This is a genomic window from Ligilactobacillus sp. JN-6 (Y).1 (assembly GCF_058111525.1).
Genome location: NZ_CM176599.1, coordinates 1,105,620 through 1,123,519 on the forward strand (window position 1 = coordinate 1,105,620; position 17,900 = coordinate 1,123,519).

General features: G+C 37.0%; 12 protein-coding genes, 2 pseudogenes and 1 CRISPR repeat array. Of the genes and pseudogenes, 13 read left to right on the forward strand and 1 reads right to left on the reverse strand.

Annotated features, from left to right (window positions below):
- Positions 1-9 precede the first annotated feature (9 nt).
- From AC3XNE_RS05170 to csn2, 5 genes and pseudogenes are all read left to right on the forward strand, one after another.
- A complete protein-coding gene (locus AC3XNE_RS05170) occupies positions 10-357 on the forward strand; it encodes a DUF1516 family protein (RefSeq protein ID WP_489833244.1) in 348 nt (115 codons plus the stop codon).
- 197 nt (positions 358-554) lie between these two features.
- Positions 555-4,652, forward strand: a complete 4,098-nt coding sequence (gene cas9, locus AC3XNE_RS05175) for a type II CRISPR RNA-guided endonuclease Cas9 (protein ID WP_489833245.1) — start codon at positions 555-557, stop codon at positions 4,650-4,652.
- 209 nt (positions 4,653-4,861) lie between these two features.
- Positions 4,862-5,767, forward strand: a pseudogene (gene cas1 / locus AC3XNE_RS05180) (type II CRISPR-associated endonuclease Cas1).
- On the forward strand, positions 5,745-6,050 hold the full coding sequence (gene cas2, locus AC3XNE_RS05185) for a CRISPR-associated endonuclease Cas2 (protein WP_489833246.1): 306 nt from the start codon (positions 5,745-5,747) through the stop codon (positions 6,048-6,050). The pseudogene cas1 and the gene cas2 overlap by 23 nt, the downstream one beginning before the upstream one ends.
- Positions 6,047-6,715: a type II-A CRISPR-associated protein Csn2 gene (gene csn2, locus AC3XNE_RS05190; RefSeq protein ID WP_489833247.1), complete on the forward strand. Its 669-nt coding sequence runs from the start codon at positions 6,047-6,049 to the stop codon at positions 6,713-6,715. The genes cas2 and csn2 overlap by 4 nt, the downstream gene beginning before the upstream one ends.
- 53 nt (positions 6,716-6,768) lie before the next feature.
- A CRISPR array of direct repeats spans positions 6,769-7,266; the repeat unit is 36 nt; unit sequence GTTTTAGAAAGACGTTGAACCAATAAGGTAAATAGC.
- 118 nt (positions 7,267-7,384) lie between these two features.
- Here the strand turns inward: csn2 and AC3XNE_RS05195 are convergent.
- Positions 7,385-8,740 (reverse strand): annotated as a pseudogene (locus AC3XNE_RS05195) (threonine/serine exporter family protein).
- A gap of 277 nt (positions 8,741-9,017) precedes the next feature.
- On the opposite strand from AC3XNE_RS05195, the gene AC3XNE_RS05200 reads away from it, so the two are divergent.
- From AC3XNE_RS05200 to AC3XNE_RS05235, 8 genes are all read left to right on the forward strand, one after another.
- Positions 9,018-10,580 (forward strand): ClC family H(+)/Cl(-) exchange transporter, encoded by a 1,563-nt coding sequence (locus AC3XNE_RS05200; protein ID WP_489833248.1) that lies wholly within the window; start codon positions 9,018-9,020, stop codon positions 10,578-10,580.
- 86 nt (positions 10,581-10,666) lie between these two features.
- Positions 10,667-11,851, forward strand: coding sequence for an ATPase (locus tag AC3XNE_RS05205; protein WP_489833249.1), 1,185 nt, complete (start codon positions 10,667-10,669; stop codon positions 11,849-11,851).
- Positions 11,852-12,148: 297 nt separating this feature from the next.
- On the forward strand, positions 12,149-14,338 hold the full coding sequence (locus AC3XNE_RS05210) for a hypothetical protein (protein ID WP_489833250.1): 2,190 nt from the start codon (positions 12,149-12,151) through the stop codon (positions 14,336-14,338).
- A 15-nt stretch (positions 14,339-14,353) separates the two neighbouring features.
- On the forward strand, positions 14,354-15,085 hold the full coding sequence (locus AC3XNE_RS05215; protein WP_489833252.1) for a hypothetical protein: 732 nt from the start codon (positions 14,354-14,356) through the stop codon (positions 15,083-15,085).
- A 102-nt stretch (positions 15,086-15,187) separates the two neighbouring features.
- Positions 15,188-15,505 (forward strand): hypothetical protein, encoded by a 318-nt coding sequence (locus tag AC3XNE_RS05220; RefSeq protein ID WP_489833253.1) that lies wholly within the window; start codon positions 15,188-15,190, stop codon positions 15,503-15,505.
- Between the two features lie 284 nt (positions 15,506-15,789).
- Positions 15,790-16,335, forward strand: a complete 546-nt coding sequence (locus tag AC3XNE_RS05225) for an NADPH-dependent FMN reductase (RefSeq protein ID WP_489833254.1) — start codon at positions 15,790-15,792, stop codon at positions 16,333-16,335.
- A gap of 280 nt (positions 16,336-16,615) precedes the next feature.
- Positions 16,616-17,560, forward strand: a complete 945-nt coding sequence (locus tag AC3XNE_RS05230) for a helix-turn-helix domain-containing protein (RefSeq protein WP_489833255.1) — start codon at positions 16,616-16,618, stop codon at positions 17,558-17,560.
- Positions 17,517-17,843, forward strand: coding sequence for a hypothetical protein (locus AC3XNE_RS05235; protein WP_489833256.1), 327 nt, complete (start codon positions 17,517-17,519; stop codon positions 17,841-17,843). The genes AC3XNE_RS05230 and AC3XNE_RS05235 overlap by 44 nt, the downstream gene beginning before the upstream one ends.
- The last annotated feature ends 57 nt before the right edge of the window (positions 17,844-17,900 follow it).

A 17,900-nucleotide genomic window follows, 5' to 3' on the forward strand; every position in this document is an offset into this window, starting at 1 on the left:
TGCATACGAATGTCTTGGTTACATTTGGTATTTGGAATTATTTTGTTAGTCTCAGTAATTATTGGATTGGCCGGTCCAGCCCAAAAGACAAAAATTTGGGCGATGATCGCACGAGTTTGTTACTTAGTCCTAATCGTAAGCGGAATTTTTATGACAAGTTATGCCTGGAACGAGAAACCTATCCTGACAGTTATTAAGATAGTGGTTGCTGTGCTTGTAATTGGACTGGTCGAAATGGCCTTTGGTAAGAAAACTAAAGGCGGGCTTACTAAGAATATAATGTGGATGGTCATTTTGATGGTGTTGGTAGTTGGAGTGTTAGGATTTTCGCTGAGTGGCGGGTATCCGGTGATATAAATAGAATTATAATGAGCTGATATAGACGATGGTTTGTATGAGCTCTTTTTATCACAAAATTAAATTACCATGAATAATATAATATATACTTATACGCATAAGGCTTTGATGAAATAATTCTTTAAAGTGTGGGCTGTAAGCGCTATACTATAATTAAAGCTTAAATGTTGCTTATAAATTTAAAGGGGGACGAATCATTGACAATCGATAAATACAACGTTGGATTGGATATTGGCACATCGTCAATTGGTTTTGCAGTTACTGATGAGTTTAATAAATTGGCGAGAGTCAAGGGCAAAAATTACATTGGTGTTAGATTGTTTGAAGAAGGGAATACTGCAGCAGAAAGACGACAATTTCGCACTACTAGAAGAAGACTTAGGCGGCGCAAATGGCGTTTGAGTTTATTAGAAGGAATATTCGCTCCATACATAGCTGAAATAGACCCGTACTTTCTAGCTAGATTAAAAAATTCAAATATTTCACCAAAAGATAAAAATAATAAATTTAGTGGATCAATATTGTTTCCTGACAAGACAGATGCGGCTTTTTATGATCGATATCCGACAATTTATCATTTGAGAAAAGCTTTGATGACCGAAGACAAGAAATTTGATATTCGAGAAATATATCTAGCTATTCATCATATAGTAAAATACCGGGGTAATTTTTTAGTTAGTACTCCTATTAGCTCTTTTACACAAGAGGCAGTTGATTTTAAAAAGGACGCATTTGATTTAAATGAATACTTTCTACAAATTCATTCTGAATCAAAATTTGAAATAGAGACGACAAAAATTCAAGAAATTAGCGAGTTATTACTTGATAATACGATCACCAGAATGGATCGTCAGAAGCAAGTTATAAAAATGTTGCCTAAAAAGCATGGAGAAAAAGAAGCAGATAAATTTAATAAAAAAATCGCAACTGAATTTTGTAAAGCTATTTTAGGCAACAAAGCTAAATTTAGCGTTATTTTAGGTGAAGATGCAAATGATTCTGATTGGTCTTTTAAAATGGACGATGAAAATTCTGATGAAGAGGTCGAGAATTTGATGAGCCAGGTGGACGGGCCAAGACAGAATGTTTTAAGAATAATTCATCAGTGGTATTCACAAATTACTTTGAATGGGATCGTGCCAGATGAACAAATGATTTCAGAGTCAATGATCGATAAGTATGATCTTCATAAAAAGCACCTTGTGTTGTTAAAACAACAAATCAAAGTGACTAAAGATCCTAAAAAAGCACGGCAACTTCATGAAGCATACGAAGAATATGTGCACGGTGTAGGTGCTAAGAAGAAAAGCATACAAAGTGATTTTTATTCTAAGGTTACTAAAAATTTGGAAGCATCAGATTTTTCTAATGAGATAAAAGAGCAAATTAACACCGAGACTTTTATGCCCAAACAGCGAACGTCAGCCAACGGGGTGATCCCGCATCAGTTGCACCAACAAGAATTGGATAAGATCATAGAAAATCAAGCAAAGTATTATCCGTTTTTGAGTGAACTTAATCCTGACCCAAAACGTCGATTCATTGCTAAATACAAATTAGATGAGTTGATCACATTTAAGATACCATATTATGTAGGGCCTTTGATCACCGCAGAAGACCAAAAGAAAACTTCAGGTAAAGATTTTGCTTGGATGGTTCGAAAAGAACCAGGACAGGTCACGCCATGGAATTTTGACCAAAAAGTCGACAAAATGGCTTCGGCTAATCAGTTTATTCGTAGGATGACTACAAAGGATAGCTATCTGATCGCTGAAGATGTTTTACCTGCAGAAAGTTTGATCTATCAAAAATATAAAGTACTAAACGAGTTGAATATGATTCGGGTAAATGGCAATAAATTGACAAAACATGATAAACAAAATATTTATCAGCAAGTTTTTGAAAAATATAAGACGGTCAATATTAAGAAGGTACAGAACTACTTTTTAACAGATGGAAGATATCAGCATGCACCAAAAATTACTGGGCTTTCGGATGATAATAAATTTAGTTCAAGTTTATCAACTTATATTGATTTCAAGAATATTTTTCAAGATGCCGTTGATGATCCTCAGAAACAAAAAGATTTTGAACGAATTATTGAATGGTCCACTATTTTTGAAGACAGACATATTTATGAAGTTAAGTTAAAAGAAATTTCTTGGTTAAACGACGAGCAAAAAAATGCGTTGAAAAATAAAAGGTATCAAGGGTGGGGGAGACTATCTGCTAAATTGTTGACTGGTATTTTTGATGAGAATGGTTATTCGATCATGGATCAGCTATGGAATACACAGAAAAACTTTATGCAAATACAATCTGAGGAAGATTTTAGCAAAGAGATACAAGCTGAAAACAGTAAGCATCTCGAACGAAATAATGTTGAAGATATTCTTGAAGATGCTTATACATCACCACAAAATAAAAAAGCGATCCGACAAGTTATTAAAGTTGTCAATGATATTCAGTGTGCGATGGGAACCGCACCTCAAAAAATCTCTATTGAATTTACTCGTTCTCCAGATAAGAACCCTCGTCGCTCGGTGGCAAGACAACGTCAATTGGAAGAAATTTATTATAAAGATGCAAGAGAAATTGTAGACAAAGGAATGCAAGATAACTTGCAAAATTTCACGGACAATAAACAGACACTAACGGATAAATATTTTCTATATTTTACTCAGCTTGGAATAGATATGTATACAGGTAAAAAGATAAATATTGATGAAATTGGAAATTATCAAATCGATCATATCTTGCCTCAGGCTTTCATTAAAGATGATTCAATAGATAACAGGGTATTGGTTAGCTCAGCGGTAAATAATGGTAAGTCAGATAATGTTCCTTTAAGTATGTATGCTTCCGTACGAATTAAAACTGAAGTTCAAAATAAATGGAAAAATTTGGCGGAACATGGGCTTATTTCTCAACGTAAATTGAACAACTTAATGACTGATCCAGAATCGGTCGATAAATATAAGGCACGTGGATTTATCAAGCGCCAGCTAGTGGAAACAAGCCAAGTGATACGTCTAGTAGCAGAGATTTTAAATGAAAAGTATCAGGGTAAAACAGAAATTATTGAAGTTCGAGCTAAAATGAACTCTCAATTACGTAAGGATTTTAATTTAATCAAAAATAGGAATGTGAATGATTATCATCATGCTTTAGATGCCTATTTGACAACATTTATTGGTAACTATCTCTATCGTCGTTACCCAAAACTACGGTCATATTTTACTTACGGACATTTTAAGAAAATCGATGATGTGCAGTTAAAACAATTCAACTTTTTGCATGATATTGAGAATGATAAGGCACCAAAATACATTAATGATAATGGTGAATTATTGTGGAGTCGTGATAAAGATGTTGCATATTTTAAGAAGATATATAATTTTAAGTATATGCTTGTTTCACATGAGGTAACGACTAGACAAGGAGCAATGTTTAAACAAACAGTTTTTCCTGCCGCTGATGATGCTAAAAGTAAATTGATCCCAATTAAGAACGATAAGCCAACTTCGATTTATGGTGGATATTCTAATAACAATGATGCTTATATGGCAATAGTAAAATTAGAAAAGAAAAATCAATATAAAGTTGTCGGTGTTCCTCAGCGGGCAATTGTTCAATTGGAATCAGCTCATGGTAAGAGCCAGGACGTTTATAATGATGTTCTTTATGATGTTCTGAAACCTAAGTTTACTAAAAAGAGGGTGGACAGAAAAACCGGTGAAATAATTTATCAAGTTGAGAACTTTGAGATTGTTTTGCCTAAGGTTGCATATAGACAGCTGATAATCGACGGAGACCAAAAATTTATGCTTGGTAGTTCGACTTATAAGTACAATGCTAAACAATTAGTGTTATCAGAAAATGCTATCAAGACATTAGATAAAAAATTCTTTGACCAAAATAATTATAACTCGGCTGATTTAGATGCCGTTTATGATGAAATATTGAAGCAGGTTGATCAGTATTTTTCATTATACGATAAAAATATGTTTCGACAAAGATTACGTGATGGTAAAAGACAATTTATTGGTTTACCAGTAGACAATGTTTTTGATGGAAGTAAGTTAAAGGAAGGTGGGAAAAGAGAAGCTATAAATGAAATAATGAATGGGCTACATGCTAATGCTTCTTTTGGAAATTTAAAAAATATTGGTTTTTCTACACCATTTGGAATGCTTCAGTTTGCTGGAGGAATATCGCTTTCTAAGAATACAGTTTTATGTTACCAGTCTCCTACTGGTATTTTTGAACGAAGAGTGGCACTCAAAGATTTATAAAGATATCAAAAAAAGGAATCACTCTTCGATAAGAATGATTCCTTTTTATATGTATTGCCCGTTAATAAACGGATCAAAAATGTAAACTCAGCAATAAATGCTTTGCTTGATTTTAAAACAAGACGTCAAACCAATAAGGTAAATCGTTGGGAGCTACCCAACAGAGGTAATTATATAATAGCGTTAACAAAAAATCAAGGGGTGTTTTTATGGGATGGAGATCAGTTATTATTACTCAACATGCAAAGCTATCGTATTCTTCAAGAATGATGACGGTACAAACAAGAGACGGGATAAATCAGATCCCAATTGAAGATATCAATCTTTTGTTGATAAACACTACACAGGCAGTGATCACGTCATCGTTGATCAGTCATTTGGCGAAAGATGAAGTCAAGGTTATTTTTTCGGATGATATGCATGAACCAATTTGCGAAACTATTGGTTATTATCCTAATACTCGCGATGCAGAGTTGCTAGAACAGCAAGTGAATTGGTCAGTTTAGCAAAAAGAGACACTTTGGACAAAAATTGTTTTTGCGAAGATTCAGAACCAAATCAAAGTTTTGGTGTCATATGGTAAAAATGTTGATGAGATCAATGAAGAACTAGAAAAAATTGAAATAAATGATTTTTCTAATAGGGAAGCTACAGTCGCTAGAAAATATTTTCCACTACTTTTTGAGACTGATTTTGTGAGGCGGAACAATTCGCCTGTTAATGCTGCATTAAATTATGGGTACTCGATCTTGCTTTCAACTGTTAATCAAGAAGTTGTTCAAAACGGTTATTTAACATATCTTGGAATTCACCATCATAGTGGTGAAAATTCGTTTAATTTAAGTTCAGATTTAAGGGAACCTTTTAGGCCAGTAATAGATTATTGGGTAGCAGGTCAGAAATTTTATGAACTAACTCCGGACGTGAAATATGGTTTAGTTGAATTACTTAGCCTAGAAATTATTTTCAATGGCAAAAAAATGCTGTTAAAGAATGCTATTTCTGAATACGTGCGAAATTGTCTAAATTTCTTGAATGATAGCGGATCAAAATTGGATATAGAGGTGGGATTTACTAATGAGGTACCAAGTTATGCGATTAATGATAATGTTTGATCTACCTGTTGAAACAAGCAAACAACGTAAGGCATACCGCCAATTTAGAAAAGCATTGATCAACGAAGGTTTTGTGATGGTTCAGTACTCTGTTTATGTTCGCGTATGTGTTAATAAAAAGTCTGCTATGTTTATGGAACGTAGGGTGAAAAACTTTTTGCCGGAAAATGGACTGGTCCAATCTTTGGTACTGACTGAAAAGCAGTATAATGATATGCATTTTTTGGTAGGAAAGCCAGTTGACGACGTGAGAAATTCATCTGATCGGACGGTGATTTTATGAGACTTTCATATTCTACACACAAGCCCTTTGAAATTGAAGATGGAAAGATTACTGTACTCGCTACAAATAACCAAGTGGTCTATAGGGATTTAATTTTAGGTCTTAAAGGTCAAAATGAATTACTTAAAACCTTTGATGATGATTTGAACGTTATAGAAATCAATAAGTCATTTGACTGGTTGGGAGATATAATGATCCAACCAGATATTAATAAGAAATATATGCCTGTAATTCTGAAAAAGTTGTTTGCATCGATGCCAGATCAACAGCGAAATAGAATTCATGAAGCTACTACAAATTTAGATAATGCAATTCAAGAAAGTTTAGATTTAGCTGACCTTCCTGTTAAAGTTACATATGACTTTGATTTGAAAAAAGCAATGAGATTTACAGATGCACACTTGAATCAACGTACTTTAAATGATCCATATGATATAATAAGAACAGTCATCAAGATCCATGAGATGTGTGAATTAAAATCTTGTTTAGCGATCAGTAATGTAGCTCATTATATGACAGCTGAACAATTTGGAGAATTGTCAGGATTTCTACAAGACGTGATCCAGCCAATCCTTCTCATCGAATTCACAGATATGAGTCAAGAAAGTTTTTATTCAAATTGTAATTTTTACTATGTTGACAAGGATTTCGTCGATTGGTATTAGCTCCTTATTGATTTGGCTTTTCGTATTTATGAAACCTAAATTAGAAATAGACGGTTTTAGAAAGACGTTGAACCAATAAGGTAAATAGCCCGTGACGAAAAGCATGATGTTATGGCACTGTTTTAGAAAGACGTTGAACCAATAAGGTAAATAGCGAAAACCACGTCTATTTATGCCGGATTCTTGTTTTAGAAAGACGTTGAACCAATAAGGTAAATAGCGTTGCTGATAGACAAAACCTTTCGGGAAAAGTTTTAGAAAGACGTTGAACCAATAAGGTAAATAGCACCTTCTCGGTCGGTCGCTCGTTCTCGTTGGTTTTAGAAAGACGTTGAACCAATAAGGTAAATAGCTGTCATCCTTGGTCGTCCAGACACCGACCTGTTTTAGAAAGACGTTGAACCAATAAGGTAAATAGCCTTGTACTTTTTTTGCTGTAATAGCCATAAGTTTTAGAAAGACGTTGAACCAATAAGGTAAATAGCGAACCACCTTTATAGTGAGCGATACTTCCGGTTTTAGAAAGACGTTGAACCAATAAGGTAAATAGCTCAATGTCTCCATCAACTTTTTATAAAGGGGTTTTAGAAAGACGTTGAACCAATAATGATGCATATACAAAAACAATGATCTTCCACTTCTTGAAGGAGAAGACCATTGCTTTTTATTTTATCCAGAATATCTCCAGTCAGGATCCATGATGATTCGGGCGACTATCAATCCTAACGGTAGGAACAATACTATCATTGCTGCGTTAATGAACCATTGTGCTCCACTTGCGATGGTACCTATACCGACATAGTACATTGCACGATACATGTAGAGGCCAGGGACCATGATAACGATCGAAGGGACAGTCAGTGAGATCCTTGGATAATTCACTTTTTTATGAACAAATGATGCTAGTAAGCCGGCTGTTAGTGCGCCTAAGAATGCAGCAGCAGCTGGAGGCATGGCTGTTAGATCAACTAATTCCAGTCTTAAAGTGTTGGCGATCGCCCCGATCACACCGGCCGTAGCGGCCATCTTTTTAGGGCTATTGAACATAATAGAAAAACCGAAAACACCACAAAAACTGGCTGGCAAGCGCAGGAGCATTAGAATTAGTGGACTTAAATTTAAAGGTATAAATTTGTCAGGTGTTAAATCACTTGCTAGTGCTACTATCCAACCGACTAAGGTTGCTACTAAAATAATCGTAACAGCATGGACAACACGTTCGATCCCCGAACGCATGTCTGATTTGGCAATGTCCAACCCACTGGTAATAAATGGAAAGCCTGGGATCGCAAAAAGCATCGAACCGATATAACCAGCTTCATGGCCAACGTCAATGTTAAAGGCTAACTCTAAGCCACGTGAGACAACTAAATAAGTGAGGCAAGCGACAGCCACACCAGCTGCTAACCCTGCAAAAAGTGTCATGTGCTTACTGTTCATCGTTGCACGCAACCAATTTCCTAGCCCCGCACCAAAAAAGGAACAAAGCATTTCGATCGGCCCACCACCTAAAAGAAAGACGAAGGCACTGCAAGCCAAAGCCGCTGCTAGTCCCTGGATCAGCGGCTTATAATTAGGCTTTTTACCCATAATTTTATCAAGAGTCTGATGAGCCTCTTTGATACTGAAAAAGGCTCCTTATTTTTCAAATGCGGTAACAAAGTTTTCCATTTCTGCCAGTTTGTCAGTATTCACACCACTTGACGGTAATGAAAGAGAATGAGTGGTACTGTGATGCTCATCAAAGCACGTATATTCGATCGTGACTAGACCGATGTCGGCAGAACAAGTTATTCCGAGAATACGTGCGATCGTATTCATTGAATCTCGAACGCGCCAAGCTCCAGTACCACAGGAAAGTAAAATGATCCCGACACGCCCAACTATGGTAGATTTGTCGGATAGAGATGACTTCACCGCAGGTATTTCTTCTTGGTCACCGAATGCCTTGGCCCAAGGTATATCCATATGATTTTTATTGTTTAGATGAATAGTATGTTTTATAACATTACTATTTTCTGACATGTTGCTCCCCCCACTACATGTAAAATGACCAATAGTAATAAATTTTAGAAAATTGTATTTGGCAGCGGCTGTTTCAGAAAAAATTGCATTTATTTGCGCTGTTCCAGTTTATATTTTCAACGATTTTCATTATAGCACACGTTTCCCAAGAAAATTTTCAAAGATTTAGCCAACAGTGGCCAGTTTGTCATTGAATATAGACGGGTCTATAATGTGTAGGGTAATCTCATCGATTTATAAGTAAGTAGTAATTAGCGTGGATTTAGTGGAGGTTCTAATGAATATAGGTAATCGCAAAATAAAAATCAACTCGGCACACCTGACGTATATTTTAAAAGGTGTTTTGATTGGTGTCTTGTCAGGGGTCGTTGTCGGGTCATTTCGCTGGCTAATAGAAAAATTGTTAGAATTATGGAAAGCTGCTTTTCAGCTAACACAACAACGACCTGTCTTTCTTTTTGTGCTGGCCGTTGTTTTGATTTTGGTCGGTTTGCTGATCGGTAAATTAGTAACTCAACAACCGCATATTTCTGGCTCTGGGATCCCTGAGATCGAGGGGCAGTTGGCTGGGAAATTTCAGTTCAAATGGTGGTCGATCCTATGGCGCAAGTTTGTTGCTGGGGTCTTAGCTATCGGACCAGGCTTGTTCTTAGGTCGAGAAGGGCCATCGATCCAGCTCGGTGGTGCGGTTGGGCAAGGTGTAGCTGAATTTACAGAAAATTCAAAGAGAGGACAACGTGTCTTGATCGCCAGCGGAGCAGCTGCTGGGTTGTCAGCGGCCTTCAATGCACCGATCGCCGGGACCTTGTTTATCTTAGAAGAAGTTTACCATAACTTTTCACCTTTAGTATGGATGGGGGCCCTTTCTGCCTCGATCACCGCGGACGTCGTTTCAATGAACGTGTTTGGGCTAGAAACTATTTTACACGTTGGTGCCGTCCCTGGTTTACCGCTTAAATATTACTGGCATTTGTTATTTTTAGGTATTGTTTTAGGTTTATTAGGTTATTTTTATCAACGGATATTATTACAAAGTTCTGTCTGGTACCATAGGTTATTTGGCAGAGTACCGCGTGCATATCATGGCCTGATCGCTTTGATTTTGTTGCTTCCTGTAGGATACTTTTTCACTGAAGGTTTGGGTGGTGGAAATTTCATTATTATTCAAATGGCCAAAACATCTCCGGTGATCAGTACGTTACTCCTGCTGCTTATTTTGCGTTTTGCTTTTTCAATGGTCTCATATGGTTCTGGACTTCCAGGCGGGATCTTTTTACCGATTTTAACTTTGGGTGCTGTGATAGGAATGTTATACGGCGCAGTTGTTTTGAAACTCAATTTATTACCCGCTACGTATTTAGTTGATATGTTAGTGTTTGCGATGGCTGGCTATTTTGCTGGGATCGGGAAGGCCCCTTTTACAGCTATCTTGTTGGTTACTGAAATGGTAGGTTCCCTGCAACACTTAGTTCCCTTAGCCTTAACTTCACTGGTTGCTTATATTGTAGTAGATCTTTTGGGTGGGGCACCAATTTATGAATCTTTGTTAGATCGGATGACTATTGAACAAAAATTGGTGGTCATTAGTGGAAAAAATGATCAAGTTGAATTGCCGGTTTTCGATGATAGCCGATTTGTCGGACAGCAGGTCAGAGACATCAAATGGCCGGATAATACCTTGCTGATCGGAGTTAGGCGGGGTGAAAAAACTGTTATTCCAAATGGAGATACATTGATCAGTGTGGGAGATACGTTGATCGTTTTGGTCGATGCAAACTTCAGTGCTGCTGTGCGAGAACAGTTGGAGAAATTAAATAAACCACTCGAAGACGATGGGTAGAAGAAAAACGGTTTTGTTTAGTTGAGCTGTAAAGGCAAGCAAATTATTATGAGGGTAAAAGAGATAGAAGTGGAAGTGAGTAGAAAATGGCAGAAGAGAGAACACAGCAGAATTTTATTTCATTAAATACAGCTTTACGGTTGATCAAATTCGATACGGATTTTCAAATGAAGGAGATCATGGCAAATAAACCAACTGACAAGCATACGTTTGTCCTGTATTCGCTGCCGGGTATTGGAAAAACTCAAGGGATCAAGGAAATGGTTGGTGATCCGCAACACATTTGTGTGATCGATATTAATGCTGAATTCGGCGGTTCATTGTCGATGCCAATTTCACACGTTGACGAAGAAACTCAAACAGCACAAGTATTGCATGCTTTAAATGCAAGTATCAAAGAATTAAAGGAACACGCATTGAGTGATCCTACAACACCACATTTTTTGTTTTTGGATGAATTTAACCGTGGCGATGAATTTATGAAGCAAACGATCATGCAGTTGTTATTGGAAAATCGGTTGCCAGGTAACAGTTTGCCAGCGAATGTTTTTGTGATCGGAGCAGGTAATACGGCTGAAAATATCTTTTCAGATGATGAAATGATCGAAAATGATGTGAACGAATTGGACACAGCCACTAGAGATAGGATCAATCCGCTTTTTATCCAGTTGGAGCCTAAAGAATGGCTGGACTGGGCGTATACTAATGAGGTTGCCCCAGAGGTCGTGGATTTTATTGGAAGCAAGTCATATAACGAACAAAAAGAATTGCTTTATCAACCAGCTAAAAGTGCTGATGGAACAGGCGCGACACCACGTTCTTGGACGCGTCTGTCTAGTTTTCTTGCTGATCCTGCAATCAAAAATGATCCAGTATTATTGCGAGCAGCTGTGTTTTCGATGGTCGGTAATGATTGTGGCGAGCAGTTTTTGACATATTTAACTACCGGAAATCCTCTGGATATTTTTTCTTTGTTAGAAAAACCAGACCAAGCCAAGTTTGCTGAGCTGTCAACCGGAAGAAAGGTAGCATTTTTTAGTTCAGCATTGCGACCAGTTGAACAAGACCTGCAAAGTGATAAGCAACGTGGATATGTTCAAACGTTTTTGGATTATTTGCAAACAAATGACCAAACAGCGATAGCGAGGTTTATACACACGCAGGTTGAAACAGGAGTCTTGCAGGAAAGATATACACAAACAAATTTATATTTGAGAAAAGATCCACGTTTTGTGCAATTGATAATGGAAATGTCGGTAAACAATATATAGTGAGTGGAGCAACGCGTTTAGGAGATGAGCATAACATACTTCCATACTATAATGCGTCTTTGGCATTGTAGTGCGGGAGTGGGTTAGGCGGAATCTTCTGCCATGTGCAGCTGTCCTAAGAAAAGTGAGCGGATCACGGCGTTTAGAAGATGAGCATAACATACTTCCGTACTATAATGCGTCTTTGGCATTGTAGTGCGGGAGTGGGTTAGGGTAATCTTCTGCCATGAGTAGCTGTCCTAAGAAAATGAGTAGAAACAAGCGATAAAAAGTGAGTGGAAAGGTGGTGCTTTTGACGTGCAACTGAGAGATAAAGAAGAAGCAATTTTGTATTTTGATAATATTTTTCCTCAATACGTTAGGACTGCTTGTTATCAGCGTGCGGCCATAGAAAGTGCGCATAGTATTTTCACCCATGAAGAATTAAGAGTGTTAAAAGCTGATTATTCATTGAATTTGTTGGATCAACGCGTACTGAAAATACAGCCTAAGCATTATTTGAAGGAAGAAGAATTACAGAATAAATTTGCGGATTTTTGTCAGCGAACAAATGAGCATTGGTTTGAGTATCAAAAGAATTCTTCAACAGATCAGTATCTCAAAACCGTGCAGGAATCACGGGAAAAAGTTTCCAGCACGGAACAGATCAAGCATTCTGGAGCAATTGCTACTTTTGCCGATGTTCTGGCGGATCCGTTTGAGCCTTTAGTTTGGCGCTCCTATTTAAGCGCATTGCCGCTTTTGATAAAAAAAGATCCTGAGATCGAGATGTCTAAGATCGCCCCTGAGTTAAATATTTTGGCTGCTTTAACTCCGGTTTATACGGAAAGTCCGGCGATGGCTGCACCGTGTGCGGTTTCTTTGCTTGGGCCAGACCAGATTTTTGAAAATAATAAGCACTTCGCTTTTGAACAGGCTGATAGTGGTAATTTTTTGTTTTATTCACCTAGTAATTTATTAGCTTTATGTCTAGCTTATTTTGATGGTCCACAAGATCAGAAAAAAGGCGAGCATGCTGTACTAACTTTTTTATTACATGAAGCACGACACATTTTGCGTGGAGATTTATTGACTCAACCTGGCTATGTTCCGGGAGCGCCAAATAAAAATCAACAAGCAGCTGCTTTTTTTGCAGATCATCCAGAAGTTACGGTCTTAGGTTTTCCTGTTTTAAGTAGTGGTGATTTGGATAGTATTATTGCTGATTTCAATATTAACAGTTCACTTTTAAATGATTTGGGTCCAAAGGTCATGTTTGGTGGTTCTCAAGCATTGTGTTCCACCCAAGTTATCGCTCAAAATTTGGCAACAAAATCCGATGCTGATTCCTTGAACCTTGCTGTACGTCAGAGTGGGTTTGAAACAGAAAAAGAACAAGTGCATTCTTTTGGTTATCAGAGGATCGAGTCTTTCTTAAGTGACAATACAATTTTGTTAGTAAAACAAAAAATTATAGTTCTAAATCTATTAGAGAAAATGAGCCAGACTTCTTATTCCCCACATTTGCCACCTCGAGCGCAAAAAGAGGAAGCGCAAAAAGAAGCCAATCAAAATGCTGTTAAAGAGAATAGCAGTCAACAACAGCAGCAAACAACATCAGGAACACGACCTGCTAGTGCTGGAGGTGGAGGCAAGGTCGGATTAAGCAGTGGAGAGATCTTTGAAATAAATCAACGATTTTTTGATCAATTAGCCAATTCAGCAGAAAGTCAGTTAAAAAACCGCGCTGATCAGATGGCTAGGAACCTGTTATCAGTGACAAATGAAGCTTTTAGAGAAGCTCAGATCGAGTTCCCAGAAATTGACTATTCTAAATCAGGTGGGCAGTTAAAACAGCTTGAATATCGGCTGGTTAAGAGCCGGCCATTGCCGCCTTTACGGCTTAAGTTACGCAAGTTACGCAAAGATTTGACAGTTGATTCTAAAATAGAGTGGTACCGGCGTCACTATGCTTTTCCCGACAGGTTGGATATGGCTCATATTGCACGGAAAAAGAATTATCGCACCGCGATTTGCGTTTATCTTGATGTTTCTGGTTCGATCTCAACTAAGCAACTGTCTAAGGTCTTGTCTGTGATCGAAGAGTCAGTAGCGCAGGATCAGTCTTTATTGGTACGTTTATTCGCTAATGATTTAGGAGAGGAAGTTCACTTTAGAGCGGGCAGGCATTACTTTGGCCGTGATTTTGTCAAACTTAAGCAGCAATTGAGCCGATTTCCAAGTAGTGGTACAGATCTGCGGCCGGTTTTTCGGGATATTTTCGAAACTGCTGAAACAGTGCATATTATTATCAGCGACTTTTGTTTTGATCGGTCGGACTTGGTCGCTTATCAGCAGAAATTAAAACAGCGGCAGGTCATCTTTATAAATAATTACAATGAGAAAGAACAAAAAAGGTACGACAACCAAGTACCTTTGATAAAGCAGCTTATCCGGCAGGAACCTAAAAATATGAAAATTTTAGCTTTAAAGGATTATTCAATTTGAAAATGAGGTGTAAAAATGCCTTTAAATACTTTTAGTTCACGTCAATTTCCCTGGCTAGACGATTATCAGCCTCTTGATTTTTTGAGCGAGGTGATCAAGGGGCAAAAAAGAATAGCTAATTATGATGATGCGATGATCTTCACATTTTTGCAACAAAATGGTCTAAATTACGCTAACGATTTTATTCTTGTATTGACCTCAGATGATGAGTTACGTTTGGCTAAAGGTGACAGAAAATTTCAGCCAGATGAGGTTTTATTATTGATCAATGAGCCTAACCAGCAAAATTTACAAAGCAATGGCACTATCAAACAACCGTTAAGTAAAAGGCAGTTACGTGGTCTCAGAAAAATGTCTCAAAATGAACTGACAAATTTTAATTTAGAATTAAACGGTATTTACCAGCAATTGCTTCACATGAATGATTTGTTTTTTGAGCAGGATGAATCGTCGAGTGAGCATGTATTTAATTTTCGTGTGTATCCAGCTATCTACCAATACGTTTTACGTGAATATAATTTGCCAACTACTGCCGATCAGGTCGAAAAAAATACCCAGATCATGGATGCCGTTGCAGATATTTTACGGGCGTATTTATGGGTGAGAATTATTGGGTTAACAAATGGACCGGCTCCAGGAGCGCGAACCATCAACATTTCTCACCTGCTTACGGACCAGAAGTTTAGTACGCCGCTCGAGCGAGTTGATTATTTACAGCTAAACACGCACTTTTATGGTGAGCTATAGTTAAATAGTATCCCTAGAAAAAATTTTTTGATATTCGAGCAAAATTTATCTGAATCTGTTAAACTAAGGGGTATAGTTTAAAACTCTTTGTGGTAAATTTTAATGTTATTCACTTTTACTGCAGGAAGGGAATTGATCATTATGAATCCCAGTTATGAAGATGATTTGGAAGGATACCGTTTATTAGCAGAGTTCCCAGATTATGACCTATACGTCAATGATGATAATTCTGTGATCCAACGTTTCAATGAAGGTATCGCCAATAGTTGGCAGGAGTTTGACTTGGACTTTTCATTTGACCAACAAGATATGGATATTTTGCAAAAAGCTATCAAGCTATATGAAGATAGTGACCCGATCCAAGCGGAAAAAATAAAAAAACAGATCGAGGTCAAGATCTTAGGTGAAGTTGGGGATTAATTTTACGGCTTAAGATCAGGTAAGGCATTAAAATTGGATATAAAATATTGGGCTGGCATGTTTGTCGGTCTTTTTTGTATAAGGATACAATATTTGCAGCCTTTGACTGGAAAATGTTATCTTTAATATGTGAGCGATTACTAAGCTGATAACTGCGCTTTTTTCTGTAGTAGCATAGTTGATGCAAATAAATTCTGAAAGTTTACTTGCTTTTTGTAAGTAAAGTGGTAGGATGAATTTATTGAGAATTTAGTTACTTTTAGTAAGAAAAGGAGATAATAAATATGACGAAATATGGTGTAATTGTAGGTTCAATTCGTAAGAATTCTTATTCAAAAGGCGTCGCTGAGGCAATTGCCGCTGGTTTACCAGAAGGCTCAGAGGTAAACTTTTTAAATATCGCAGACCTTCCTTTATATAGCGAAGACTATGATCAAGACTCTCCAGCAGTATATGAAAAGTTCCGTCAGGATGTTAAAGACCAAGATGCATTTATCTTTGTCACACCAGAACATAATCGTAACATTCCAGCTGCTTTGAAGAATGCTTTGGACGTTGCTTCACGCCCATATGGTCAAAACGTTTGGGCTGGCAAGCCTGCTTTGGTTGCTTCACAATCAATTTCAGCTATCTCCGGTGTATTGGCACATCACTCATTGCGTCAATCATTGGTATTCTTGGATATGCCAACTATGCAACAACCCGAATTATACATTGGTAACACAGCCAATTTAGCTGATGATGAAGGTAATATCACTAATGAAGGAACAAAAGAGTTCTTAGCTGGCGCAGCCAAGTCATTTAGTGAATTCGCTGCTAAATTTGACTAATTGAAATCTTGATATTTTAACGCATTAAGGTGAACTGATCGTTGCTTCTTACTTTGGGAAGAACAACGATCTTTTTTGTTTTATACGGCCCAAATAGAATGTTGAGAGTCAGTAAGCACTTACTACTTGTAACAATATACCTAAGTGTATAGAATAAAGGTGGATAGTTCTAGGAAATGGGCACCTTCGTATTTATAAGGATCCTTGCTCAAAATTTAACAAAAAGTTTGGCTTAAAGTAGTTCGCTAAGTCTTTTGAAAAAGTAGGGAGATTGCAAAAAATGGATCAAACGACAATAGGGGAATATGTTTTTAAACAGCTGATGATTCAAGATCAGTTTCCTGGGCAAGACGATTTTGTACTCAAAACGAAGAGTAAGATCAGTGCCAAAAGCCCCAGAATGACTGTGAAAATCGAGAAGACTGATGGGCATAGAGAGCATCAACACCATACCGAAGGACCAGAAATTTTATTTGTTTTTAGTGGGAAGATATTATTCAAGACTCCAAATAAGGAATTCTCGCTTGCAGGCGGCAACTTCATTTTTTTCGATGAAGATACAGAATATACATTATCGCCACTGCATTGGGGCGATGTTTTAGTCCGGATCAATATGGATACATCGTTTGAATTCAAGCATTTTTTGGAGAATATATATAACACGCGGTCATCTGTGACCGGTTTAATAAGTAAGATAATTTGCGCATATAGTACGAAACATTATGTCATTTTTAATGCCCCAAAAGTAGATAATTCAAGCTTCCTTATCGATCGCATTTTAATAGAATATGTTGAGCCAAAGCTGTTGTATTGCGATAAAGTGTCACACTTACTTGCAATATTAGTTCTTTTGTTATTGGAGAATGATTGTTATGTTGATTCGGAGAAGGTCGACTTTCAATCTAAATATCAGATCTCAGATTTTATCAACTATATTGAGAAGAATTTTCAAAATATTTCTTTAAGTTCAATGGGACGTTTTTTTGGCTATAATCCAAGCTATTTATCTACCGAACTTAAACAGAATACAGGCTATTCATATAAAGAGCTGGTAGAAAATGAACGGATGCAACAGGCAACTGAACTTCTGAAAAATCCTGCATATACGATCAATGATATTGTTAATTTTGTAGGTTACACTTCCAAATCTTTCTTCTACAAAAAGTTTAAGGAGCACTACAATGACTCACCCGCAAAAATGCGTGCAAAACTTTTGGCAAAATAGCATTGTGTACAATGTAGCACTTTTAACGAAGCCTTTTTTGTTATTTTTAAGTGGAAATATTTTGTTTTTAAAGTATCAAAAAGAAACTAAGGAAGTCTGGTTTAATAATGATAGCGCAAAACATAATGCTCGTTTAATAGATGGAATTATCTTTAATCTAGGAAATGAGTACCTAAGCAACAATAAAAATGTCATTGTTGTTTGTGTAAAAACGAATTATCATTATTCATGGTTAATGAAAGCGCTGGCTTGTTTAGCTAGTGTAAAGACAAACTGTTTATAGTATGTTTATCAGAACTTTATCAAGTGCATGTTTTAATGTCATAGTATGAAAGAGAGA